General features: G+C 74.1%; 20 protein-coding genes and 1 pseudogene. 7 read left to right on the forward strand and 14 right to left on the reverse strand.

Annotation, left to right across the window (positions count from 1 at the left end):
- Positions 1 to 86 precede the first annotated feature (86 nt).
- Entirely contained in the window at positions 87 to 1,595 is a 1,509-nt protein-coding gene (locus tag D7044_RS07020) for a glutamate synthase subunit beta (RefSeq protein ID WP_120688327.1), read from the reverse strand.
- Positions 1,588 to 6,258, reverse strand: a complete 4,671-nt coding sequence (gltB, locus tag D7044_RS07025) for a glutamate synthase large subunit (RefSeq protein WP_199716520.1) — start codon at positions 6,256 to 6,258, stop codon at positions 1,588 to 1,590. Before gltB ends, D7044_RS07020 begins: the two co-directional genes overlap by 8 nt.
- Before the next feature lie 144 nt (positions 6,259 to 6,402).
- Here gltB and D7044_RS07030 point away from each other — a divergent pair, with 144 nt between their 5' ends.
- The gene (locus D7044_RS07030) at positions 6,403 to 7,248 is read left to right on the forward strand and encodes a GNAT family N-acetyltransferase (protein WP_120688328.1); all 846 of its coding nucleotides are present in this window, start codon (positions 6,403 to 6,405) and stop codon (positions 7,246 to 7,248) included.
- Positions 7,249 to 7,286: 38 nt separating this feature from the next.
- On the opposite strand, the gene D7044_RS07035 is transcribed toward D7044_RS07030, so the two are convergent.
- Both D7044_RS07035 and lgt read right to left on the reverse strand, forming a co-directional pair.
- Positions 7,287 to 8,474 carry an FAD-dependent oxidoreductase gene (locus D7044_RS07035; protein WP_120688329.1) on the reverse strand — a complete coding sequence of 396 codons (1,188 nt, stop codon included), beginning with the start codon at positions 8,472 to 8,474 and terminating at the stop codon, positions 7,287 to 7,289.
- Between the two features lie 15 nt (positions 8,475 to 8,489).
- A complete protein-coding gene (lgt, locus tag D7044_RS07040) occupies positions 8,490 to 9,689 on the reverse strand; it encodes a prolipoprotein diacylglyceryl transferase (protein WP_120688330.1) in 1,200 nt (399 codons plus the stop codon).
- Between the two features lie 101 nt (positions 9,690 to 9,790).
- On the opposite strand from lgt, the gene D7044_RS07045 reads away from it, so the two are divergent.
- Positions 9,791 to 10,291 carry an NUDIX hydrolase gene (locus D7044_RS07045; RefSeq protein ID WP_120678029.1) on the forward strand — a complete coding sequence of 167 codons (501 nt, stop codon included), beginning with the start codon at positions 9,791 to 9,793 and terminating at the stop codon, positions 10,289 to 10,291.
- A 112-nt stretch (positions 10,292 to 10,403) separates the two neighbouring features.
- Here D7044_RS07045 and D7044_RS07050 read toward each other — a convergent pair whose 3' ends face one another.
- Positions 10,404 to 10,883 (reverse strand): RrF2 family transcriptional regulator, encoded by a 480-nt coding sequence (locus D7044_RS07050; RefSeq protein ID WP_120688331.1) that lies wholly within the window; start codon positions 10,881 to 10,883, stop codon positions 10,404 to 10,406.
- Between the two features lie 103 nt (positions 10,884 to 10,986).
- Between D7044_RS07050 and D7044_RS07055 the strand changes: the two genes are divergently transcribed.
- A complete protein-coding gene (locus D7044_RS07055) occupies positions 10,987 to 12,321 on the forward strand; it encodes an NAD(P)/FAD-dependent oxidoreductase (protein ID WP_120678034.1) in 1,335 nt (444 codons plus the stop codon).
- A gap of 117 nt (positions 12,322 to 12,438) precedes the next feature.
- Here D7044_RS07055 and trpA read toward each other — a convergent pair whose 3' ends face one another.
- Genes trpA through trpC form a run of 3 tightly spaced genes read right to left on the reverse strand, consistent with a single transcriptional unit; the run spans position 12,439 to position 15,318 of the window.
- Positions 12,439 to 13,242 (reverse strand): tryptophan synthase subunit alpha, encoded by an 804-nt coding sequence (gene trpA, locus D7044_RS07060; RefSeq protein WP_120678037.1) that lies wholly within the window; start codon positions 13,240 to 13,242, stop codon positions 12,439 to 12,441.
- Entirely contained in the window at positions 13,242 to 14,477 is a 1,236-nt protein-coding gene (gene trpB / locus D7044_RS07065; protein ID WP_120678040.1) for a tryptophan synthase subunit beta, read from the reverse strand. Before trpB ends, trpA begins: the two co-directional genes overlap by 1 nt.
- 37 nt (positions 14,478 to 14,514) lie before the next feature.
- Entirely contained in the window at positions 14,515 to 15,318 is an 804-nt protein-coding gene (gene trpC / locus D7044_RS07070; RefSeq protein WP_199716530.1) for an indole-3-glycerol phosphate synthase TrpC, read from the reverse strand.
- 473 nt (positions 15,319 to 15,791) lie between these two features.
- On the opposite strand from trpC, the gene D7044_RS07075 reads away from it, so the two are divergent.
- Entirely contained in the window at positions 15,792 to 16,058 is a 267-nt protein-coding gene (locus D7044_RS07075; RefSeq protein ID WP_120678881.1) for a hypothetical protein, read from the forward strand.
- Here the strand turns inward: D7044_RS07075 and D7044_RS07080 are convergent.
- The 6 genes and pseudogenes from D7044_RS07080 to D7044_RS07100 form a co-directional block, all read right to left on the reverse strand.
- Complete coding sequence (locus tag D7044_RS07080) at positions 16,051 to 16,638, reverse strand: Trp biosynthesis-associated membrane protein (RefSeq protein ID WP_120688332.1); 588 nt, start codon at positions 16,636 to 16,638, stop codon at positions 16,051 to 16,053. The genes D7044_RS07075 and D7044_RS07080 overlap by 8 nt on opposite strands.
- 114 nt (positions 16,639 to 16,752) lie before the next feature.
- Positions 16,753 to 18,306: an anthranilate synthase component I gene (locus tag D7044_RS07085; protein ID WP_120678048.1), complete on the reverse strand. Its 1,554-nt coding sequence runs from the start codon at positions 18,304 to 18,306 to the stop codon at positions 16,753 to 16,755.
- Between the two features lie 37 nt (positions 18,307 to 18,343).
- Positions 18,344 to 18,778: a phosphoribosyl-AMP cyclohydrolase gene (gene hisI, locus D7044_RS32875; protein ID WP_120678883.1), complete on the reverse strand. Its 435-nt coding sequence runs from the start codon at positions 18,776 to 18,778 to the stop codon at positions 18,344 to 18,346.
- A 180-nt stretch (positions 18,779 to 18,958) separates the two neighbouring features.
- A pseudogene (locus D7044_RS32880) lies at positions 18,959 to 19,654 on the reverse strand (phosphoribosyl-AMP cyclohydrolase); the annotation flags it as partial.
- Positions 19,655 to 19,714: 60 nt separating this feature from the next.
- Entirely contained in the window at positions 19,715 to 20,719 is a 1,005-nt protein-coding gene (locus D7044_RS07095) for an aldo/keto reductase (RefSeq protein ID WP_120688333.1), read from the reverse strand.
- Positions 20,716 to 21,102 (reverse strand): MerR family transcriptional regulator, encoded by a 387-nt coding sequence (locus tag D7044_RS07100; RefSeq protein ID WP_120678054.1) that lies wholly within the window; start codon positions 21,100 to 21,102, stop codon positions 20,716 to 20,718. Before D7044_RS07100 ends, D7044_RS07095 begins: the two co-directional genes overlap by 4 nt.
- A 107-nt stretch (positions 21,103 to 21,209) precedes the next feature.
- Here D7044_RS07100 and D7044_RS07105 point away from each other — a divergent pair, with 107 nt between their 5' ends.
- The 3 genes from D7044_RS07105 (at position 21,210) to D7044_RS07115 (ending at position 23,448) form a co-directional block, all read left to right on the forward strand.
- The gene (locus D7044_RS07105) at positions 21,210 to 21,962 is read left to right on the forward strand and encodes an ABC transporter ATP-binding protein (RefSeq protein WP_120678056.1); all 753 of its coding nucleotides are present in this window, start codon (positions 21,210 to 21,212) and stop codon (positions 21,960 to 21,962) included.
- Positions 21,959 to 22,717 (forward strand): ABC transporter permease, encoded by a 759-nt coding sequence (locus D7044_RS07110; protein ID WP_120678059.1) that lies wholly within the window; start codon positions 21,959 to 21,961, stop codon positions 22,715 to 22,717. Before D7044_RS07105 ends, D7044_RS07110 begins: the two co-directional genes overlap by 4 nt.
- Positions 22,718 to 22,848: 131 nt before the next feature.
- Complete coding sequence (locus D7044_RS07115; RefSeq protein WP_120678062.1) at positions 22,849 to 23,448, forward strand: TetR/AcrR family transcriptional regulator; 600 nt, start codon at positions 22,849 to 22,851, stop codon at positions 23,446 to 23,448.

Below are 23,448 nucleotides of genomic sequence, written 5' to 3' on the forward strand. Positions count from 1 at the left end.
CGGGTTCACGTGGCACCGCCCCGGTCCACGGGGAACCGGGGCGGCGCCGGGGCCGGTGTGACGGTTGAGGCTGGGGAGGCCGCCGCTCAGCGGGCGGCGAGCGGCTGGGCGGCCGGGTCGACCGGGGCGGGCAGCGCGCCACCGCCACCGAGGTACGCGTGGACGGCCGCGGCGGCCGCCCGCCCCTCGGCGATCGCCCAGACGATGAGCGAGGCGCCCCGGTGCATGTCACCGGCGACGAAGACCCCGTCGGCGTCGGTCTGCCAGTCCGGCCGGGCGTCCACCGCGCCCCGGGCGTTGCGACGCACCCCGAGCTGGCTCAGCAGCGGCTGCTCCTCGGTGCCCTCGAAGCCGATGGCGAGCAGCACCAGGTCGGCGGGGAGTTCCCGCTCGGTGCCGGGCACCGCGGTGACGACGCGCCGGCCGTCCACCTTCTCCACGGTCACCTCGGCGATCCGCACGGCCCGTACCTGCCCGGTGCCGTCGTCGACGAACTCCTGCACCGCGACCGCGAAGACCCGCTCGCCGCCCTCCTCGTGCGCCGGGTAGCCGCGCAGGATCCACGGCCAGGTCGGCCACGGATCGCGCGCCTCGTCACGGGCCAGCGGCGGTTGCGGGTAGAGGTCGAGCTGGTGCACGCCGGCCGTGCCCTGCCGGTGGGCCACCCCGAGGCAGTCCGCGGCCGTGTCGCCACCGCCGATGATCACGACATGCTTGCCGGCCGCGTCGATGGGCGTCCCGTCGGGCAGCACGGCCGGCGCCGGCCGGCCCCCGTCGGCCGCCGCGACCACCCGGTTCGCCGCGACCAGGTGCGCCATGGCCTGGTGTACGCCCCGCAGCCGCCGCCCCGGGGTCTCCGGGACGTCCCGGCCGGCGAGCGCGCCGCAGGCCAGCAGCACCGCGTCGTGCCGCTCCCGCAGCTGCTCGGCGGTCACGTCCACCCCGACGTCGACCCCCGTACGGAACTCGACGCCCTCCGCGGCGAGCTGCGCCAACCGCCGGTCGACGTGCTGCTTCTCCAGCTTGAAGTCCGGAATGCCGTAGCGGAGCAGACCGCCGAGCGCGTCGTCGCGTTCGTACACGGTGACGGCGTGCCCGGCGCGGGCGAGCTGCTGGGCGGCGGCGAGCCCGGCAGGGCCGGAGCCGACCACGGCCACCGAGCGGCCCGTGGCGGTCGGCGCCGGCCGCGGCCGCAGCCCGTCCCGCGCCACCGCCGCGTCGGCGATCTCCACCTCGACCTGCTTGATCGTCACCGGGTCACCCCCGGCGATGCCGAGCACGCAGGCGGCCTCGCACGGGGCCGGGCAGAGCCGGCCGGTGAACTCGGGGAAGTTGTTGGTGGCGTGCAGCGAGGCCACCGCGGCGTCCCAGTTGCCGGTGCGGACCAGGTCGTTCCAGTCCGGGATGCGGTTACCGAGCGGGCAGCCGTCGTGGCAGAAGGGGATGCCGCAGTCCATGCACCGGGTGGCCTGCTCGCGGATCAGCTCCGCGCCGGCCGGCGGGTAGACCTCCCGCCAGTCCGAGATCCGCACCGGCACCGGCCGGCGGGCCGGCAGCTGCCGCGGATAACGCAGGAAACCGTTCGGGTCAGGCACGCGCCACCTCCTGGGCGGCCGCCCGCGGCGCGGGCGGTACGGCGGCGGGCGCGGCCAGCGCGCTCATCACCGCGTCGTCGACGTCACGGCCGGCGGCTTCGGCGGTCCGCATGATCTCCAGCACCCGGCGGTAGTCCCGGGGCACCACGGCGGTGAACTCGGCCACCGCCTCCGGCCAGTGCTTGAGCAGCTCCGCGGCGAGCGCCGAGTCGGTCTCGGCGAAGTGCCGCTGCACCAGCTCGTGCAGCACGGCCTGCTCCTCCTCGCGCAGCGGCGCGAGGTCGACCATCTCGGCGTTGACCTGGTCGTGGTCGAGCCGGTGGACGAAGGCGGTACCGCCGGACATGCCGGCGGCGAAGTTGCGCCCGGTCGGGCCGAGCACGACCACCGTCCCGCCGGTCATGTACTCGCAGCCGTGGTCGCCGACCCCCTCGACGACGGCCGCCGCGCCGGAGTTGCGCACCGCGAACCGCTCCCCCACCCGGCCGCGCAGGAACAGCTCGCCGCCGGTCGCGCCGTACAGGATGGTGTTGCCCGCGACGATCTGGTCCTCGGCCCGCTGCCCGGGCGCGGCGTCCGGGTCGACGAACGGGGCGGTCGGGTCGGGGCGGACCACGACCCGACCACCGGAGAGCCCCTTGCCGACGTAGTCGTTGGCGTCGCCGTGCAGCCGCAGGGTCACCCCGCGCGGCAGGAACGCGCCGAAGGACTGCCCGGCGGTGCCGCGCAGCGTCACCTCCACGGTGTCGTCGGGCAGCCCGGCGCCGCCGCGACGGCGAACCACCTCACCGCCGAGCATCGCGCCGACGCTGCGGTGGTCGTTGCGGATGCCGAGCTCCACGCGGACCGGCGTGCCGTCGCGCAGCGCCGGCTCGGCGAGCGCGATCAGTTCGTTGTCCAGCGCCCGGTCCAGGCCGTGGTCCTGGGCCCGTACGCCGCGACGGGCCGCGCCCGGCGCCAGTTCGGGCAGGTGCAGCACCGGCGCGAGGTCGAGCCCCTGCGCCTTCCAGTGCGCGATCGCCGGTACGACGTCGAGCAGCTCGGTGTGCCCGATCGCCTCCTCGATCGAGCGGAAGCCCAGCTCGGCCAGGTAGCCGCGGACCTCCTCGGCGAGGAAGAGGAAGAAGTTCTCCACGAACTCCGGGGTGCCGGTGAACCGCTCCCGCAGCACCGGGTTCTGGGTGGCGATGCCGACCGGGCAGGTGTCCAGGTGGCAGACCCGCATCATCACGCAGCCCGCGACGATCAGCGGCGCGGTGGCGAAACCGAACTCCTCGGCGCCGAGCAGCGCCGCGACGAGCACGTCCCGGCCGGTCTTGAGCTGGCCGTCGACCTGGACGGTGACCCGGTCGCGGAGGTTGTTCAGCAGCAGCGTCTGCTGCGCCTCGGCGAGCCCCAGCTCCCACGGCGTGCCGGCGTGCTTCAGCGAGTTCAGCGGGGACGCGCCGGTGCCGCCGTCGTGACCGGAGATCAGGATGACGTCGGCCTTGAGCTTCGCCACGCCCGCCGCCACGGTGCCGACGCCCACCTCGCTGACCAGCTTGACGTGCACCCGGGCGGCGGGGTTGACGCACTTCAGGTCGTGCACCAGCTGGGCGAGGTCCTCGATGGAGTAGATGTCGTGGTGCGGCGGCGGGGAGATCAGGCCCACTCCGGGGGTCGCGTGCCGGGTACGGGCGATCCACGGCCAGACCTTGTTGCCGGGCAGCTGCCCGCCCTCACCGGGCTTCGCCCCCTGGGCCATCTTGATCTGGAGGTCGTCGGCGTTGACCAGGTACTCGGTGGTCACCCCGAACCGGCCGCTGGCGATCTGCTTGACCGCCGAGCGGCGGGCCGGGTCGTGCAGCCGGTCGACGTCCTCGCCGCCCTCACCGGTGTTGGACTTGCCGCCGAGGCGGTTCATGGCCACGGCCAGGGTCTCGTGCGCCTCCGCCGAGATCGAGCCGTACGACATGGCGCCCGTGGCGAAGCGCTTCACGATCTCGGTGGCGGGCTCCACCTCGTCCAGCGGCACGGGCGCGCGCACGTCGGCGCGCAGCGCGAAGAGGCCCCGCAGCGATCCCGCCTCGGCCGCCAGCGCGTCCACCTTGGTGGTGTACCGCTTGAAGATGTCGTACTGGCGGCTGCGGGTGGCGTGCTGCAGCAGGAAGACCGTCTCGGGGTTGAAGAGGTGCTGCTCCCCGTCGCGGCGCCACTGGTACTCGCCGCCGACCGCCAGCCGCTCGGAGCCGGGGGCGCCGGCCGCCGGCCAGGCGAGGGCGTGCCGGGCGGCGACCTCGGCGTGGATGCCGGCCAGCCCGACGCCGCCGATCTTGCTGGGGGTGCCGCGGAAGTAGCGCTCGACCAGGCGATTGTCCAGCCCGACCGCCTCGAAGACCTGCGCGCCGCAGTACGAGGAGACCGTCGAGATGCCCATCTTCGACATGATCTTCAGGACGCCCTTGCCGAGCGCCTTCACGTAGTTGCGGACCGCGGTGGCCGGCTCCACCCCGACCAGCGCCTTCGTGGAGATCATGTCCTCCACCGACTCGAAGGCCAGGTACGGGTTGACCGCCGCCGCGCCGTAGCCGATGAGCACCGCCGCGTGGTGCACCTCGCGACAGTCGCCGGACTCGACGATCAGCGCCACCTGGGTACGGGTCTGCTCGCGGACCAGGTGCTGGTGCACCGCCGCGGTGAGCAGCAGCGACGGGATCGGGGCCAGGTCCGCGTTGGAGTCGCGGTCGGAGAGGACCAGGATCCGTACGCCGTCCTCGATCGCCTCGGAGACGTGCCGGCAGATCTCGGTCAGCCGCGCCTTCATCCCGGCCGCGCCCTCCCGGAGGCGGTAGAGCCCGGAGACCCGGACGGCCTTGAAGCCGGGCAGGTCACCGTCCTCGTCGATGGAGAGGATCTTGGCCAGCTCGTCGTTGTCGATCACCGGGTAGGGCAGCACGATCTGCCGGCAGCTCGCCGGGCCCGGGTCGAGCAGGTTCCCCTCCGGCCCGATCCGGGAGCCGAGACTGGTCACCAGCTCCTCCCGGATGGCGTCCAGCGGTGGATTGGTGACCTGCGCGAAGAGCTGGTGGAAGTAGTCGTAGAGCAGCCGCGGCCGGGTGGACAGCGGCGCGATCGGCGTGTCCGTGCCCATCGAGCCGATCGGCTCCGCGCCGCTGCGCGCCATCGGCGCGAGCAGGATCTTCAGCTCCTCCTCGGTGTAGCCGAAGGTCTGCTGGCGGCGGCGTACCGAGTCGTGGGTGTAGACGATGTGCTCGCGGGGCGGCAGGTCGGTCAGCTCGATGAGCCCGGCGTGCAGCCACTCCCCGTACGGCTGCTCGGCGGCCAGCTCGGCCTTGATCTCGTCGTCGTGGACGATCCGCCCGGCGGCGGTGTCGACGAGGAACATCCTGCCCGGCTGGAGCCGCCCCTTGGCGATCACCCGGGCCGGGTCGAGGTCGAGCACGCCCGCCTCGCTGCCGAGCACCACCAGCCCGTCGTCGGTACGCCACCAGCGCCCCGGACGCAGCCCGTTGCGGTCGAGCACCGCGCCGACGATCTCGCCGTCGGTGAAGGCGACCGAGGCGGGCCCGTCCCACGGCTCCATGAGGCTGGCGTGGAAGCGGTAGAAGTCGCGCTCGTCCGGGCGCATGCCCGGGTCGTTCTCCCACGCCTCGGGGATCATCATGAGCACCGCGTGCGGCAGGCTCCGCCCCGCGAGGTGGAGCAGCTCCAGGACCTCGTCGAAGTTCGCCGAGTCGGAGGCGCCCGGGGTGCAGACCGGGAAGATCCGCCGCAGGTTGCCGGGCACGTCCGGGCTGCGCAGCAGGGCCTCGCGCGCCTGCATCCAGTTCCGGTTCCCGCGGATGGTGTTGATCTCGCCGTTGTGGGCGATGAACCGGTACGGGTGCGCCAGCGGCCAGGAGGGGAACGTGTTGGTGGAGAACCGAGAGTGCACGAGCGCGATCGCGCTGGCCAGCCGTTCGTCGGTCAGCTCGGGATAGAACGCCGGCAGCTGGTCGGGGGTGAGCATGCCCTTCCAGACCATCGTGCGCGCCGACAGCGACGGGAAGTACGCCGGCACGCCCCGCTCGGCGCTCTCCCGCTCGACCTGCTTGCGCAGGCAGAACGCCACCCGGTCCAGGTCGAGCCCGCGCAGCGGCGTGCCGGCCGGCCCGGCCGGTGAGTCGGTGAGCCGGCGGGCGGCCAGGAAGAGCTGCCGGACCCGGGGCATCGCGGCGAGGGCCGTCTCGCCGAGCCCGCTCGGGTCCACCGGCACGTCCCGCCAGCCGAGCAGCTCGGCCCCCTCGACCAGGGCGTACTTGTCGACGACGCGGCGGGCGAGCGCCTCGGCGGCGTCGTTGTCGGGGAGGAAGACCAGGCCGGTGGCGTACTCGCCGGCGGGCGGCAGCGGGAAGTCCACCACGGCACGCAGGAACGCGTCCGGCACCTGGATCATGATGCCCGCGCCGTCGCCGGTGTTCGGCTCGGCGCCACGGGCACCCCGGTGATCGAGCCGGCACAACGCGGCGAGACCGTTCGCGACGACCGAGTGCGAACGCCGCCCGTGCAGGTCGGCCACGAAGGCCACGCCGCAGGCATCGTGCTCGAACGCGGGATCGTAGAGCCCCACGGGCCGTGCGGAACCGTGGGTCGGGACCGGCTGCTGCGGGTACGGAAAGGCCACCGGGCCTCCTGTCGTCACTCAGGGTGGATCATGAAGGGGACGACGTCGGCCCGTGGGTCTATTGAGTCTACGTTAGGGCGGGTCGCGCAAGGCCAGTCCAGATTGATCACACCTTCCAGAGTCTGGGACAGGTAGTCTCGCGCGGTGGATTCCGCGCACAAGGAACTCTTCGACCGGCTTGAACGTTTCTACGACGCGGTGCCCCGGGACGCGGCCCGGGTCGAGGAACACGGGGCGTTGGTGCTCTTCGTCCGGAACGAGGCCGGTTTCCCGTTCTACGCCCGCCCTCGGCCGGGCGCGGCCGAGCCGCCGTCGCTGGCCGACGTCAACGCGGTCCGGGAACGACAGCGGGAGCTGGGCCTGCCCGAGGCGTTCGAATGGGTGCACGAGACCACTCCGGAGTTCCTGCCGGTGGCCCGCTCGGCGGGGCTCTCCGTGCTCGAAGCGCCACTGATGGTGCTCGATCCGCAGGAGCTGCCCGATCCGGGAACGCTCGGCGACGTACCCGTGCGGGTGCTCGAACCGGACGCGCCGGACTTCACCGCCGCCGTGGCCGCCCGGCGGGCGGTCGCCGCCGTGGCGTTCTCCTACGGGGGCACGGCCCGGGGCGAGGCCGGAGCGGCGCAGCGGGACGCGATCGTCACCGAGCTGGAGAGCGCCGTGCTCGCCGAGGAGCGCGCCGGCATCAACGACGGCCGGCGGATCTCGGCCCTGGCCGGCACCGCGGCCGAGGGGGCGCTCGCCAGTGGGATGGCCATGCGCGTCGACGACGTCGCCGAGATCGCCGGGGTGGGCGTGCTACCCGCCGCCCGCCGTCGCGGGCTCGGCGCGGCGGTCACCGCGACGCTCGCCCGCGAGCTGCTCGCCGCAGGCGCCGAGACGGTGTTCCTCTCGGCGGGCAGCGAGGAGATCGCCCGCGTCTACCTACGCGTCGGTTTCCGCCGGGTCGGCACCGCCTGCATCGCCGAACCGGCCGCGCTGCTCGGCTGAGCCGGGCCACGGGGAACCCGCCGGCCGGACGGGACGGTTCAGGCCGGGGGACGCCACTGGGCCGCCGTGGCGGCTGCGGTGTGGAGCAGCCGCGGCGTGAGGGTGCCCAGCGCCGCGTCCCGGGCGCGCAGCGCCAGCTTGCCGCGGGCCTGGAGCACCGCCGACATCCGGCGGGTCTGCCGGACCATGCCGGCCGCGCGGGGACGCCGCACCCGGTCGTACGCGGTGACCGCGTCCGGCAGCGTCGACTCCCGGAGCAGCCCGGCGAGGGTGGCCGCGTCCTCGAACGCGAGGCAGGCGCCCTGCCCCAGGTGCGGTGGCATGGCGTGCGCGGCGTCGCCGAGCAGCACCACCCCGCCCGGGCCGGCCGGGAAGCCGTACGCGCGGGGCAGCGGCCGCAGCTCGCGGATCTCCTGCTGAACGAGGTCGGCCGGATCGGTGGCGTCCAGCAGCGCCGCGATCGGCGCGGGCCAGCCCGCGTACCAGCGGCGCAGCAGCGCGAGCTGGGTCTCCGGTGGCTCGGGGCGGGCCGCGCCGGCGGCGGTGGCCACCCAGTAGATGCCGCCCCGGCTGGAGCCGCCCGACGAGCCGCGGTCACCGAGCGAGGCGGAGACGAAGCGGTAGCCGGCCCCGAGCACCTCGCCGCCGACCCGCTCGTCGGTGGGGAGTTGGGGCGCCCGGTACCAGGGGATGACCGCACGCCAGGCGGCGGAGCCGGAGCTGACCACCTTCGCGCCCGGGGCGAGCCGCTGGCGGATCTGGCTGTCGGCCCCGTCGGCGGCGACCACCAGGTCGGCCTCGTAGGTCTGCCGGCCGTCGCCCACCGCCGGCCGTTCGCCCGGCTCGACGCGGACGGTCCGCACGGTCACACCGGTACGCAGCTCGACCCGGTCGCCGAGCCCCGCGATCAAAGCATCGTGCAGGTCCTCCCGGTGCACCACGACCGGCATCCGGTCGGCCGGCAGCGCCTGCGGCTGCACCAGCCAGTGCCCGTCCGGTCTCCGGATCCCGCCGTCGGGCAGCGGGGTGGCGATCGCGTCGAGCCCCGCGCCGAGGCCCAGCGCGAGCAGCGCCCGCACCCCGTTGGGCCAGAGCACCACCGCGGTCGGTTCGGGGCGTACCCGGTCGGTCCGCTCCAGCAGCGTGACCTGCCAGCCGGATCGGGCCAGCGCGCCGGCGACCGACAGGCCGCCGATGCCGGCGCCGACCACCACCGCGCTACGCATGGTGTCGCTCCTCCGTCAGCTCTCGCGGTCGGCCGGGCCGGTGCCGCTCGCGCCGGCCCGGTCGTCGGCACGGGCCGGCGCGTCGTCGCGGTTCGGCTCGTCGTCGCCGGCCGACTCCTCGGTGCGGGACGGCTCGCCGTCGGCGTCGGCCCGGGGCACGTCGGCGGCGGAGTCAGCGGTCACCGGCTCGGCGGGCGCGACACCGGTCTCGCGGTAGACCCGGAACTGCTCCTCGTCGACCACCCGGTAGCCGTCGGGGATCGCGGCGCGGGGCTTGGCCTCGCGGACGGAGAGGTCGACCTGGGAGACATCCGACCCGGTCGACTCGGCGGCGGCGGGGACGCCGGTGGCGGTCACCGGGATCACGTACTCGCGGGGCCCGCGTACCCGCAGGAAGTAGATCAGCGCGCCGAGGAAGACCAGCCCGGCGGTCCACACGTTGAGCCGGACGCCGAGGATGGTGTTCGCCTCGTCGGTGCGCATCATCTCGATCCAGAACCGGCCGGCGGTGTAGCCCATCACGTAGAGGGCGAAGGCCCGGCCGCGGCCGAGGCGGAACTTGCGGTCGAGCAGGAAGACCAGCGCCGCGACGCCGACGTTCCAGATCGCCTCGTAGGCGAACGTCGGGTGGAAGAGACCCGGTTCGAGGATCGGCTGACCGGTGTCGTCGCGCAGCGCGTGGCCGGGATTGTCCGGGTCCATCCGATGGACCTCGAGACCCCAGGGCAGGGTGGTGCGGTCACCGAAGAGCTCGTTGTTGAACCAGTTGCCGAACCGGCCGATCGCCTGCGCGAGGGGCAGGCCCGGGGCGAGGGCGTCAGCCACCACCGCGAACGGGATGCCCAGCTGTCGGGCGGCGATCCACGCGCCGAGCGCGCCGCCGGCCACCGCCCCCCAGATGCCCAGACCGCCCTCCCAGACGGCGAAGACCTTCATCGGGTCGCCACCGGCGCCGAAGTACTTCTCCGGCGAGGTGAGCACGTGGTAGATCCGGGCGCCGATGATGCCGGTCGGGACGGCCCAGACCGCGATGTCCAGCACCGCGCCCGGCGCCACGCCACGCTGGCGCAATCGGTACTCGGTCACCAGGCAGGCCACCAGGATGCCGGCGATGATGCAGATGGCGTACGCCCGGACCGGCAGGGGCCCGAGCTGCCAGACGGCGGTCGTCGGGCTGGGCAGGGCCGCCTGGGGGGAGAACGAGGCGAGGGTCACGGATGCACACGGTACCGCTGCGAGGGCCTTGAGTGGCACCCCGGGCGCCGCCTCGGGTCGTCGCGATGACTTCTGGTTTGCGCCACCGTAGGCTCTTTGTCATGAGTCGGCTCACCTGGGCGGTGGCCGCGGTCGTCACCGACGACGCCGGCCGGGTGCTGCTCTGCCGGCAGTCCCGGGGCGAGCGCCGCCACGCCCTGCCCGGCGGCCGGCTGCACCGGGCGGAGAGCCCGCTGCCCGCCGTGCTGCGAGACGTCCGGGTCGAGACGGGCTGGGAGATCGAGGTCGTCGACCTGATCGGTCTCTATCACCTCAGCGACCCGGCGCCACCCGGACGAGCCGGGCCGCCGTCGGACGTGCTGGTGCACGTGTTCCGGGCCCGGGCCCGGGGTCGCGCGGCGGCGGGCGAGCCGACGGGCGGTTGCCGGACCTCCTGGCACGACCCGGCCGCTCTGCCGGAGACGCTCACGCCGACCACGCGGGCGGCGCTCACCGATGCCCTCGCCGGCCGATCCGGGGTGCTGCGCGAACATCCCGCCCCGACTCCGCCAGCACCCAACCAGCGCGCACAGCTTCCGCCGGCGGAACCCGCTCACCCCTGACCCGCAACCCCGACCATGCACCGCGCAGATTCACGGAAAGAGTGCGCATTGCGGCGCGAACGGACACTCTTTCCGTGAAAGAGCGCGCCCGGGGCGGGGGCGGGTTGACCGGTCAGGGCTGCGGGGAGAGGAGCCAGGCGCCGATGCGGCTCAGCACGCCGCCGTCGTACTCGCCGACCGCGCCGCTCAGGTCGGCGATCGTCACCTCTCGCAGCGCGGCCCGCCAGGCGCGGTCGGCGGCGTACATCGTCCGGGCGATCGGGCACGGGGCGGCGCAGGCCTCCTGCGGCCGGGCCAGCGGCCCCCGCTGCCGGATCTCCGTGCAGACGAACGTCGACCGGGTGCCCTCGATCGCCTCGACCACGTCCAGCACCGTGATCTCAGTTGCCGAGCGGGTCAACACGTACCCGCCGGACTTGCCCTGGACGGACTGCATCAACCCGGCCCGGGACAGCGCCTGCAGCTGCTTCGCCAGGTACGTCGCCGAGACGCCGTGCAACTCCGCCAGGCGCGCGGCGGGCACCGGCGCGGCCGACGCGGTCAGCACCACGCAACAGTGCAGAGCCGACTCCACTCCGCCGGACAGTCGCATACGGTGAGCCTAACGACAGTCCTTGACCCGGACAACTGACATCCGAGTATTATCTCGGATAGGAGCAATCCGAGTTGCCGGACGAACTCCGGCGGAGGGCATAATGCGCAAGATTCTGATCGTCGGTGGCGGCTACGCCGGCTTCTACACGGCCTGGAAACTCGAGCGGAAACTTCGCCGAGACGAAGCCGACCTCACCATCGTCGACCCTCGCCCGTACATGACCTACCAGCCGTTCCTGCCGGAGGTCGTGGCCGGCTCGATCGAGGCCCGGCACGCCGCCGTGTCGCTGCGGCGTCACCTGCGGCGCACCCACGTCGTCGCCGGCTCGGTGACCGCGATCGACCACGAGCACCGGGTGGTCACCGTCGAGCCCAACACCGGAGACGACTTCGAGCTGAGCTACGACCTCATCGTCGTCACCGCCGGCGCCGTCACCCGCAAGTTCCCCGTGCCCGGCATCGCCGAGCAGGCGATCGGCCTGAAGCACGTGGAGGAGGCGGTCGCCATCCGGGACCGGCTGCTCACCGCGTTCGACCAGGCCGCCGCGCTTCCGCCGGGGCCGCAACGCCAGAAGCTGCTCACGGTGACCTTCGTCGGCGGCGGCTTCTCCGGCGTCGAGGGCTTCGGCGAACTGCTCTCCCTGGCCACCGCGCTGCTCAAGCGGTACCCGGAGCTGCACCGCGACGAGCTGCGTTTCCACCTCGTCGAGGCGACCGGCCGCATCCTCCCCGAGGTCACCGACGAGCCCGGCCGCTGGGTGGTGCGCTCGCTGGAGAAGCGCGGCGGAAACGTACACCTGAACACCCAGATAACCTCCGCGGTGGACGGGCACGTGGTGCTCTCCAGCGGCGAGGAGTTCGACTCGGAACTGATCGTCTGGACCGCCGGCAACGGCGCCAACCCGGTCATCAGCCGGCACACCGACCTCCCGATCGACGGGCGCGGTCTGATCGTCGTGCGGCCCGACCTGCGGGTCGGCACCGACGAGGACCCGGTGCCCGACGCGTGGGCCGCGGGCGACGACGCCGCAGTACCCGACCTCGCCTCGCCCGTTGCGGGCGCGCGCACCGTGCCCAACGCCCAGCACGCCTACCGCCAGGGCAAGCTGCTCGCCCGCAACATCGCGGCCGTCCTGCACGGCCGGAAGCCGAAGCGGTACCTGCACCACAGCCTCGGCTCCATCGCGACGCTCGGCCTCGGCCGGGGCATCTTCCAGTACCGCGGCATCGTCATCAAGGGCCTGCCGGCGTGGCTCATGCACCGCGGCTACCACGTGCTGGCCGTACCGAGCTGGGAGCGCAAGACCCGGGTCCTCGCCATCTGGCTGACCGCCGGGATCTTCGGCCGCGACATCCTGTCGCTCGCCTCGGTGCAGCGCCCCCGGGACGCCTTCGTCGCCGGTGGCGAGCCGGCGGCCCGCGCCGGCCGGAAGTGACGGCGACCGGCCGGAAGTGACGGCGACCGGCCCGGCGGGGCCGGCCCGCCCGACCTGTCGACCCTGCGCACCCGGCGGGTGCGCAGGGTCCCCGCGGGAACGTCGCCGCGCGGTGGCTCAGCGGACGGGGTTGCGCACGCCCTCGGCCAGCTCGGCGCCGAGCGTACGCAGCCCGGCCAGCCCGGTCTGAAGGTCCGGCGCGTCGAGCACCCGACGGATCAGCGCGCTGCCCACGATCACGCCGTCGGCGTATCCACCGACCGTGCCGGCCTGCGCCCCGGTGCCGACGCCGAGACCGACGCCGACCGGGAGGTCGGTGACCTGCCGGACCCGGGAGACCAGGACCGGGGCCGCGTCGGAGGTCTGCGCCCGCGCCCCGGTGACCCCCATGATCGCCGTGGCGTAGACGAAGCCCCGGCAGTGCTCGACGGTCATCGCCAGCCGCGCGTCGGTGGAGGAGGGCGCGACCAGGAAGGTGCGGTCCAGCCCGTACGCGTCCGAGGCGGCCAGCCACTCGTCGGCTTCCTCGGGGATGAGGTCCGGAGTGATCAGGCCGGTGCCACCGGCGGCGTCCAGGTCACGGGCGAACGCGTCGACCCCGTACCGCTCGATCGGGTTCCAGTAGGTCATGGTGACCACCGGGGCGCCGGTGGCCGCGACCGCCTCGATGACGCGCAGCGTGTCGGCGGTGCGTACGCCGCCGGCGAGCGCGATGTCGCTGGCCTTCTGGATGACCGGGCCGTCCATCACCGGGTCGGAGTACGGGATCTCCACCTCGATCACGTCGACGCCGGCCTCCACCATCGCGGTCATCGCGGCGATGCTGCCCTCGACGGTGGGGAACCCGGCCGGCATGCAGCCGACCAGCACCGCCCGCCCCTCCGCCCGCGCCTTCTCGAAGGCGACACCGATCCGGCTCATCACTGCTCCTTGCCGAGGATGCCGAAGTACTCGCCGGCGGTGTGCACGTCCTTGTCGCCCCGCCCGGAGAGGTTGACGACGATGGTGGGCTCCCGGCCCAGCTCGGCGGCGAGCTTCGGGGCGATCGCCGCGGCGCCGGCGATCGCGTGCGAACTCTCGATCGCCGGGATGATCCCCTCGGTGCGGCAGAGCAGCTCGAACGCGGCCATCGCCTCGTCGTCGGTGACCGGCAGGTAGCTGGCCCGGCCGCTGTCGTGCAGCCACGCGTGCTCCGGCCCGACGCCCGGGTAGTCCAGGCCGGCGGAGATCGAGTGCGACTCGATCGTCTGCCCGTCGGCGTCCTGGAGCACGTACGTGCGGGCGCCGTGCAGGACGCCGAGCGACCCGCCGGTGATGCTGGCCGCGTGCCGGTCCGTCGTCACCCCCTCGCCGCCGGCCTCGAAGCCGTACAGCCGCACGTCCGGGTCGCCGACGAAGGCGTGGAAGATGCCGAGGGCGTTGGAGCCGCCGCCGACGCAGGCCGCCACGGCGTCGGGCAGCGCGCCGATCTGGTCGAGGCACTGCTGGCGGGCCTCGTCGCCGATGCCCCGGACGAAGTCGCGGACGAGGGCCGGGAACGGGTGCGGCCCGGCGGCGGTGCCGATCAGGTAGTGGGTGCCGTCGACGTTCGCGACCCAGTCCCGCATCGCCTCGTTCATGGCGTCCTTGAGGGTGCGGGAACCGGTGGTGACCGGGACGACGGTGGCGCCGAGCATCCGCATCCGGGCCACGTTCAGCGCCTGCCGCTCGGTGTCCACCTCGCCCATGTAGACCACGCACTCCAGGTCGAAGAGCGCGGCCGCGGTGGCGGTGGCCACCCCGTGCTGCCCGGCGCCGGTCTCCGCGATCACCCGGGTCTTGCCCATCCGCCGGGTCAGCAGGGCCTGGCCGAGCACGTTGCGCACCTTGTGCGCGCCGGTGTGGTTCAGGTCCTCCCGCTTGAGCAGCACCCGGGCCCCGAGCTTGGCGGAGAGCCGCTCGGCCGGGTAGAGCAGCGACGGGGTGCCGGCGTAGTCGCGCAGCAGGGCGGCGAACTCGGCCCGGAACGACTCGTCGGTCATGGCCGTGCGGTGCGCCTCGGTCAGCTCGTCGAGCGCGGCCACCAGGGCCTCGGGTACGAACCGGCCGCCGAAGCGGCCGAAGTGACCGGCCGGGTCAGGGCGGGAGCCGGTGTCGGCCGGCGCGTCGGCGCTCATGGCGGGATCCTCTCGGTGCTGGCGGGCCGGCGCGGGATCAGCGCACCGGACGGGGCGTGGCCGGGTGGTTGCCGGCGTTGACCAGCTCGGCGACCGCCTCGCGAGGGCTCTTCTGGGTGACCAGACCCTCACCGACCAGGACCGCGTCGGCACCGGCGGAGGCGTACCGGATGAGGTCGTGCGGGCCACGCACGCCGGACTCGGCGATCTTCACGACGCTGCTGGGCAGGCCGGGCGCGATCCGCTCGAACACCGAACGGTCAACCTCAAGGGTACGCAGGTTGCGGGCATTGACCCCGATCACCTGGGCCCCGGCCTCCATCGCCCGGTCGGCCTCCTCCTCGTCGTGCACCTCGACCAGCGCGGTCATGCCGAGCGACTCGATCCGCTCCAGCAGCCCGACGAGGGCGTTCTGCTCCAGCGCGGCGACGATCAACAGCACCAGGTCGGCGCCGTACGCCCGCGCCTCGTGCACCTGGTAGCTGGAGACCACGAAGTCCTTACGCAGTACCGGAATCTGCACCGCCGCGCGGACCGCCGCGAGATCGTCCAGCGACCCCCCGAACCACCGCCCCTCGGTCAGCACGCTGATCGCCCGCGCGCCACCGGCCGCGTAGTCGCCGGCCAGGTCCGCCGGGTCGGCGATCTCCGCGAGCTGCCCCTTGGACGGCGAGGAGCGCTTCACCTCGGCGATCACCGCGACGCCGGGGCGGCGCAGGGCCGCGTAGGCGTCCAGCGGCGGCGGGGCGGCCGCGGCCAACTCCCGGATCCGCTCCAGCGGAACCTGCTCCTGTCGGCGGGCGATGTCCTCGCGCACGCCCGCCAGGATCTCGTCGAGCACGCTTACGGACGCCGCCGAATCGGCCCCGTCCCCCTCCGCGTGCGCATGCTCAGCAGTCACCAACGGACTCCCTCCTCCGGGCGTCATGGGCCGATGCTAGGCGTCCCCACCTGGCGCCAGACGGTGGGGGTATGGCGCTGCTCACGAAACGGCCTGCGGCATAATGGCCGACCTGCCGTGAAGGGGATGTCACGCAGCGCCACCTCCATCGCCCGTCGCGCCCGCGTCGCGACGGCCGGATCCCATCGCCGTCGACCTATCGATGATGCCCCCGGGGCCGGCCCGGGAATCCAGTCACGGGCATCGATTTTGTGAGGAAGCTCAAGGACTGCCGGACCGGCCCTGGTCAGGGGCCGGACGGAGTGTTGATGCGACGGACACCACGGTGAAACGTGAGCCGGTGAGCATCGATGTCGGGCAGACTCGAATGCGCGCCTGCCCAGCCCTCGCCAACCTCCTCGTACGGGGTGACCATGAGCACTGCCGGCCCGAACCCGAACATCGGCCTGACCACCATCTCGCGGACCGTCGCGTCCCTCGCCGTCGGCGTGGTGCACACGCTGGAGCGCGCGGTGGTCGGCGAGGCCCGGATGCGTACGGCGCGCGGCAACGCGTGGGAGGCGGTCTGCGCCGACCGGGCCCGCGCCGACCGGCGCGCCGAACTCGACCGCCTCGTCGCCGAGCTGACCACCACGCGCGCCGCCGCCCGCCGCGAGCGGGAGCGACAGCCGGTCAGTTGACCGTCGGATCCTCGCCCCGGTCCAGCGCGTCCCACGCCTCGGTGGTGCGGCGGCCGGTGACCGGTCCCGCCGGGGCACCCCCCGGCGGCACGGCGGCGGCCCGCGACGGCCGCTCGTAGCGGGCCCCCATCGCCGGCCAGTCCCGGCCGCGCAGCGCCGTCAGCAGACCACCCGCACCCGCCAGCAGACCGCCGACCAGGCAGAGCACCGGCCACTGCCGGCTCACCACCCCCTCGAAGCCGGCGACGAGGCCGTAGCCACCACCGACGGCGACCGCCAGCCCGAGCAGGGCGAGCAGACCACCGAGGAGCTGGCGTACCCGGCCCCGGGTGGCGAGCACCGCTCCCCCGCCCGCCAGGCCGACCACGGCCAGCGCGGGCAGCCACGGCAGCAGGGTGGTACCGGTGCTGGCGACCCGCTCCGGCGGCAGCGGGGACGGCCGCACGGTCAGCTCGACAGACCAGGTGCGGGTCGCCGCCCAGAGCGCCAGGCCCGCGCCGGCCAGGCTGAGCAGCACCGCGTACGTCAACTCGCGCCGACCGGCGCCGGCCCGGGCGTCCCGGGTCTCGTCCGCGCTCACCGGACCCGCCTTTCGTTCGCGACTGCGGGGCTCCGCTGCGCTGCACTCCTCGCGCTCACCGGGTCAGCCTTTCGTTCGCGACTGCGGGGCTCCGCTGCGCTGCACTCCTCGCGCTCACCGGGCCGCTCGCAACGTCTCGGCGGCGGCGATGGCGGCGAGCACCGCGGCGGCCTTGTTCCGCGTCTCCTGCTCCTCGGCGGCCGGGTCGGAGTCGGCCACGATGCCCGCGCCGGCCTGCACGTACGCCCGGCCGGCCCGGATGAGCGCCGTCCGGATCGCGATGGCCATGTCCAGGTCGCCGCCGAAGCCGAAGTACCCGACCGTGCCGCCGTAGACGCCGCGCCGGACCGGCTCCAGCTCCTCGATGATCTCCATGGCCCGCACCTTCGGCGCACCGGAGAGGGTGCCGGCCGGGAACGTCGCGGCCAGGGCGTCGAAGGCCGTCCGGTCCTCCCGGAGCGTGCCGACCACGGTGGAGACGATGTGCATGACGTGGCTGTACCGCTCGATGGTGGCGAACTCCGGCACCTCGACCGTGCCCGGCCGGCAGACCCGGCCCAGGTCGTTGCGGCCCAGGTCGACCAGCATGACGTGCTCCGCCCGTTCCTTCGGATCGGCGAGCAGCTCGGCGGCGAGGTGGGCGTCCTGGGCCGGGGTCGCGCCGCGCGGGCGGGTACCGGCGATCGGGTGCAGCAGCGCGCGCCGCTCGCCGCCGGCCTCGGTGGTCACCTTCAGGTGCGCCTCCGGCGAGGAGCCGACGATGTCGAAGCCGTCGAAGCGCAGCAGGTACATGTACGGGCTCGGATTGGTGGTGCGCAGCACCCGGTAGACGTCCAGCGGATCGGCGTGGGTGGGCCGTTCGAAGCGCTGGGACAGCACGATCTGGAAGCACTCACCCGCCCGGATCGCCTCCTTGGCCACCTCCACCGCCTTGGGGTAGCCGCCCTCGGGCGTACGGCCGGCCACCTCCCCTGCCGGTGACCGGTCGACCGTCGAGATCATCGGCGGGATCGGCCGGGAGAGCGCGGTGGTCATCGCGTCGAGCCGACCCACCGCCTGGTGGTACGCCGCGGCGACGAGCTCGTCGCGGGCCGGCTCGTCGAGCGGGGGCAGGACCGCGTTGGCGATCAGGATCGCCGAACCGTCGTAGTGGTCGAGCACCACCAGGTCGGTGGCGAGCATCATGCCCAGCTCCGGCACACCGAGGTCGTCCTCGGTCAGCTCGGGCAGCCGCTCGAAGCGGCGTACGAGGTCGTAGCCGAGGTAGCCGACCATGCCTCCGGTGAGCGGAGGCATTCCGCTGGCCGGGTCCCAGGCGGGGCCGGCGAGCGCCGAGACGGTCTCCCGCAGCACCCGGACCGGGTCACCGCCGGTGGGCAGCCCGGCCGGCGGCGCTCCGAGCCAGCTGGCCGCGCCGTCACGTTCGACGAGCGTGGCGCTGCTGCGTACGCCGATGAACGAGTACCGCGACCAGGTCATGCCGGCCGATCCGGCGCCCTGCTCGGCGGACTCCAGCAGGAACGTGCCTGGGCCACCGGCGAGCTTGCGGTAGACCCCGACCGGGGTCTCCGCGTCGGCGAGCAGCCGTCTGGTCACCGGCACCACCCGCCAGCGGGCGGCCAGCTCGGTGAAGGTCGCCTGGTCGGGGCTGACCTTGCCGTCGGTCACGACCGCCGCCCGTCCGCCGGCCGGCTTCCCGGCGCGCTCACGGCGTCTCCACGCCGGTGACCGGCAGCTCGTCGAAGAAGCAGGTGCGGTGCCCGGTGTGGCAGGCCGCGCCGACCTGCTCCACCGTCACCAGCAGCGCGTCGCCGTCGCAGTCGAGCGCGACGGAGCGGACGTACTGGTGGTGGCCGGAGGTGGCGCCCTTGACCCAGTACTCCTGGCGGCTGCGCGACCAGTAGGTGGCCCGGCCGGTGGTGAGCGTGCGGTGCAGCGCCTCGTCGTCCATCCAGGCGACCATCAGTACCTCGCCGGTCTCCTGCTCGCGCACCACGGCCGCCACCAGCCCGTCGGCGGTACGCCGCAACCGCGCCGCGATGGCCGGGTCGAGCCGGGACGACGGACGGGCCGGGCCGGACACCGGGGGCCGGCTCGCTGGGCTGGGGGCGCCGGTCACGGGCGCGTCAGGTGCGGGCACAGTAAGACATTCTCCCGCACGCGGCGCGGGCACCGCAGATGCCTCCCGTCCGGGGCGGGGCGGAGCATCGGAGGCCCGGACGAGCTGGGCGACGTAGCGGTCCAGCCGGCCGTCGAGCAGCGCCTCGGCCAGGTCCGCCCCGGCGGCCTCGGCGATCCGTTCGGCGTACGGCCGGATCAGCGGGAGCGACCCCCTGACCAGCCGGACCGCCGCGGCCCAGAGCTGCTCGGGGGCGCCCGGGCGCAGGCCCAGGCAGAGCAGCATGTCCGCCCGGTAGCCGGGCGGGGCGACCGGAAGGTTCAGCGCGGCCTCGGCGGCGGCCCGGCGCGAGGCGACGCGCACCGAGGGGTTCGCCAGCCGCAGCACGGACGGGCAGAGCCGGGCCAGGTCGGCCGTGACCAGGCGGAGCCCGAGGTGGTCCCCGGCGGCTCGGGCACTCGCCGCCTTGCCGAGGGCGGCGATCAACTCCTCCAGCTGTGGCTCGCCCGCCGGTTGGCAGAGCACCGGCAGGTCGATCCGTCGCCGCCAGTACGCGTCCGCCCAGAGCAGCCGGGCGGGCGCGAGCACCGGCAGGCCGAACGCCCAGTCGGCCGGTTTCCCGAGCCGGGCCACCCAGGAGCGGACGTCCCGGGCGGCCACCGACACGTGGGTGAGCCGGCCCGCTGTCCGGGCCAGGTACGCCCGCCGTGCGGCGTACGGCGCACCGCCGACCAGCACGTCGAGGTCGACGTCGCTGTGTTCGGTGGCGGCCTGCCGGGCGTGGCTGCCGCGCAGCATGATGCCGACGACCTGCCGCTCGCCGAACTCACGCAGCCGGGCCGCCCAGTCGTCGAGGAATCCGGCGTCTGGCAACGGAGCGTGATCCACGTCCGCCATCGTGCCGTACCGGCGCTGTCCGATGGCGCACCTGGTGTCCGAATCGACGGCGACAGTCTCTCAGTGCCCGAGGGTTCTCATCGCCGGCGTCGGGTACCTCTCGCCGGCCGCGGCTCCGGGTGGCACCGCCGCGTCGAGCCGGCCCAGTTGCGCCGCGTCGAGGTGGACGTCGGCCGCCGCCACGTTCTCCTCCAGCCAGCGCACCCGCTTGGTGCCGGGGATCGGCAGCACCTCCTCGCCCTGCGCGAGCAGCCAGGCCAGCGCCGTCTGCGCCGCGGTGGCGCCGACCTCGGTGGCCACGGCGCGCACCTCGTCGACCAGCTTGAGGTTCGCCGCCAGGTTGCTCTCGGCGAAGCGGGGCGCCCCGGCACGCCAGTCGTCGGCGGCGAGCTGACCCCGGCTGGTTATCGCCCCGGTGAGCAGTCCCCGCCCGACCGGCGAGTACGCCACCAGCGCCACCCCCAGCTCCCGGCAGGTGGCCAGCATCTCCGCCTCCACGTCCCGAGTGAAGAGCGAGTACTCCATCTGCACGGCGGCGACCGGGTGCACGGCGTGCGCGGCGCGCAGGGTCGCCGGGCTGACCTCGGAGAGCCCGATCAGCCGCACCTTGCCGGCCGCGACGAGCTCGGCCATCGCTCCCACGGTCTCCTCGATCGGGGTCTGCGGGTCACGCCGGTGCAGGTAGTACAGGTCGATGGTGTCGACACCGAGGCGCGACAGCGAGGCGTCGCACGCCTGGCGGGCCCAGTCGGCGCTGGAGTCCACGTAGGCGCCGGGGGTGCCGGTGAAGCCATGGCCCTCGCCCCGGTTGCGGTTGCCGAACTTGGTGGCCAGGAACACCTCCTCCCGACGGGCTCGGACGACCGGGCCGAGCAGGCGCTCGTTGGCGCCGGCGCCGTAGACGTCGGCCGTGTCCAGGTGGTTGACGCCCAGGTCCAGGGCGCGGTGCAGGGTCCGGGTCGACTCGGCGTCGTCCCGGCCGCCGTAGGCGAAGCTCATCCCCATGCAGCCGAGGCCGATCGCGGAGACCTCCGGCCCGTTCGCTCCGACACGCCGACTGATCACTGGCCCTCCTCCGCTCGGCGGTACGCGTCGATCTTGTGGTCGAGCACCTTCAGGTCCGCCTCGAGCTCGGCCATCCGGGTCAGTACCCGCGCCCGGTGCGACTCGAAGAGCGCCCGCCTCGCCCCGAGGGTGCGATCGCCCTGCCGGGCCAGTTCGGCGTAGCGGCGCATGTCCCGTACCGGCATGCCGGTGCGGCGCAGCCGGGTGAGCAGGAAGAGCCAGTCGACGTCGCCGGTGGTGTAGCGGCGCCGTCCGGCCGAGTCGCGACCGACCGGCGCCACCAGACCCTCCTGCTCGTACCAGCGCAGCGTGTAGGTGGTGAGGCCGACCCGCTCGGCCGCCTCGCCGACGGTGAGGGTGCGCTCGCGTGTGCTGATGTCCACGACCGACAGGGTTGCAGTTCGACTGCGCTCGAAGTCAACCCGTTGCGCGCGGGCGGATAACTCATCTAGCGTTGAGTTCAACAGTTGATGAGTTCTTGGGAGGAGCGATGGAGGATGCGATCGTGCTCCGCGACCTGGTCGTCGACCGGGGGCGGCGGCGCGTGCTGCACGGCATCAGCTGCGCGGTGCCGCGCGGCGTGGTCGCCGGCCTGCTGGGGCCGAGCGGCAGCGGCAAGACCACCCTCATGCGCGCGGTGGTCGGGGTGCAGGTGGTCGCCGGGGGCACGGCGACAGTGCTCGGACGCCCCGCCGGCTCGGCCGACCTGCGCCGACGGGTCGGCTACCTGACCCAGGCGCCGAGCGTCTACGCCGACCTCACCGTGCGGGAGAACGCGCGCTACTTCGCCGCCCTGCACGGGCGCGGCCGGGCCGACGCCGACCGGGCGGTCGCCGACGTGGGGCTGGGCGCGGCGGCGGGACAGCTGGTCGGCACCCTCTCCGGCGGGCAGCGCAGCCGGGCCTCGCTGGCCTGCGCCCTGGTGGGCGAGCCGGAGCTCATCGTCCTCGACGAGCCGACCGTCGGACAGGATCCGGTGCTCCGCGCCGAGCTGTGGAGCCGGTTCCACGAGCTGGCCGCGGCCGGGGTGACGCTGCTGGTGTCGAGCCACGTGATGGACGAGGCGGCCCGGTGCGACCGGCTGCTGCTCATCCGGGAGGGGCGTCTGATCGCCGACGACACCCCGGACGCGGTCCGCGCCGCCGCCGGGGTCGCCGACCTCGACGAGGCCTTCCTGCGTCTGATCCGGGCGAACGAGGCCAGTGCCGCCGTGGCGGCGGGCGCCGGAGGGGAGTCGTCGTGAACCCGCGGATCCTGGCCGTGACCACCGGTCGCATCCTGCGCCAACTACGCCACGACCGGCGTACGGTGGCGCTGCTGCTGGTGGTGCCGGCGCTGCTGCTCACCCTGGTCTACTACATGTACGCCGACCAGCCCGCCCCGCCCGGCGGCGCGCCCTCCACCTTCGACCGGATCGCGCTGGTGATGCTCGGCTTCTTCCCGTTCATCGTCATGTTCCTGGTGACCAGCATCGCCATGCTGCGCGAGCGCACCACCGGCACCCTGGAGCGCCTGCTCACCACGCCGTTGGCCAAGGCCGACCTGCTCTTCGGCTACGGCATCGCCTTCGGGCTGGCCGGGGCGGCGCAGGCCGCGGTCGCCGCGGCGGTGGCGTACTGGCTCTTCGACCTGGAGACCGCGGGCGGCAGCGGGCTGGTGATCATGATCGCCGCGTTGAACGCGGTGCTCGCGGTCGCGCTCGGCCTCTTCTGCAGCGCCTTCGCCCGCACCGAGTTCCAGGCCGTACAGTTCATGCCGGTCGTGGTCGCCCCCCAGCTGCTGCTCTGCGGGCTCTTCGTGCCCCGTGACGAGATGGCCGGCTGGCTCCAAGCGATCAGCGACGTGCTGCCGCTGTCGTACGCCGTCGAGGCGTTGCAGGAGGTCGGCGCGCACGCCGAGCCGACCGGCACGATGTGGCGGGACGTGGCGGTGGTCGCCGGCGCGGCGGTGCTCGCGCTGGTGCTCGCCGCGGCCACGCTGCGCCGACGCAGCGGCTGACCGACCCGCCCGTTCGGCGGGGCGGGAGCAGGACGACCCGGCCCGGCGAACGGGCGGGCCGGCAGCACGAGGAACACGAGCGACCCGGCCGGGCGAACGGACGGGTCGAGGAGCACCAGCGAAGGGCGGCGATGGCGCGACGGACCGGCCGGCGACCCGGCAACCCGGGGACCCGCGAGGCGATCCTCTCCTCGGCGCGGGCCGCGTTCGCCGAACGAGGCTTCGACGCGGCCTCCATCCGGACCATCGCCGCCACCGCCGGCGTGGACCCGGCGCTGGTGCACCACTACTTCGGCAGCAAGGACCAGCTCTTCCTGGCCGCCATGCAGGCGCCGGTCGACCCCCGGGAGCTGCTCCCGGGAGTGATCGCCGGCGATCCGGACGGCATCGGCGAGCGGCTGGTCCGCACCTTCCTCGGCGTCTGGGACTCCCCGGCCAGCACCGCCGGGGTGGCACTGCTGCGCTCGGCCGTGAGCAACGAGTGGACCGCCCGGCTGCTGCGCGAGTTCGTGGTCACCCAGGTGCTGCGCCGGGTGCTGGAGCACCTCGACATCGACCCGGCCGAGCTGCCGCTGCGCGGGTCACTGGTGGCCACGCAGCTGGTCGGGCTGGCCATGATGCGCTACGTGATCCGGCTGGAGCCGGTCGCCTCCGCCGCCCCGGAGACCCTGGTCGCCGCCGTCGGCCCGACGATCCAGCGCTACCTGACCGGCGAGCTGCCCACCGGATAG

The organism is Micromonospora musae (genome assembly GCF_003626635.1).
Classification (GTDB): domain Bacteria; phylum Actinomycetota; class Actinomycetes; order Mycobacteriales; family Micromonosporaceae; genus Micromonospora; species Micromonospora musae.

Bases quoted from the DNA above. Each gene is read 5' to 3' on its own strand.
- D7044_RS07035 (WP_120688329.1), bottom strand. From the start codon at position 8,474: ATGCGTAGCGCGGTGGTGGTCGGCGCCGGCATCGGCGGCCTGTCGGTC.
- D7044_RS07045 (WP_120678029.1), top strand. From the start codon at position 9,791: ATGAGTCGGCTCACCTGGGCGGTGGCCGCGGTCGTCACCGACGACGCC.
- D7044_RS07050 (WP_120688331.1), bottom strand. From the start codon at position 10,883: ATGCGACTGTCCGGCGGAGTGGAGTCGGCTCTGCACTGTTGCGTGGTG.
- D7044_RS07055 (WP_120678034.1), top strand. From the start codon at position 10,987: ATGCGCAAGATTCTGATCGTCGGTGGCGGCTACGCCGGCTTCTACACG.
- trpA (WP_120678037.1), bottom strand. From the start codon at position 13,242: ATGAGCCGGATCGGTGTCGCCTTCGAGAAGGCGCGGGCGGAGGGGCGG.
- trpB (WP_120678040.1), bottom strand. From the start codon at position 14,477: ATGAGCGCCGACGCGCCGGCCGACACCGGCTCCCGCCCTGACCCGGCC.
- D7044_RS07075 (WP_120678881.1), top strand. From the start codon at position 15,792: ATGAGCACTGCCGGCCCGAACCCGAACATCGGCCTGACCACCATCTCG.
- D7044_RS07105 (WP_120678056.1), top strand. From the start codon at position 21,210: ATGGAGGATGCGATCGTGCTCCGCGACCTGGTCGTCGACCGGGGGCGG.
- D7044_RS07115 (WP_120678062.1), top strand. From the start codon at position 22,849: ATGGCGCGACGGACCGGCCGGCGACCCGGCAACCCGGGGACCCGCGAG.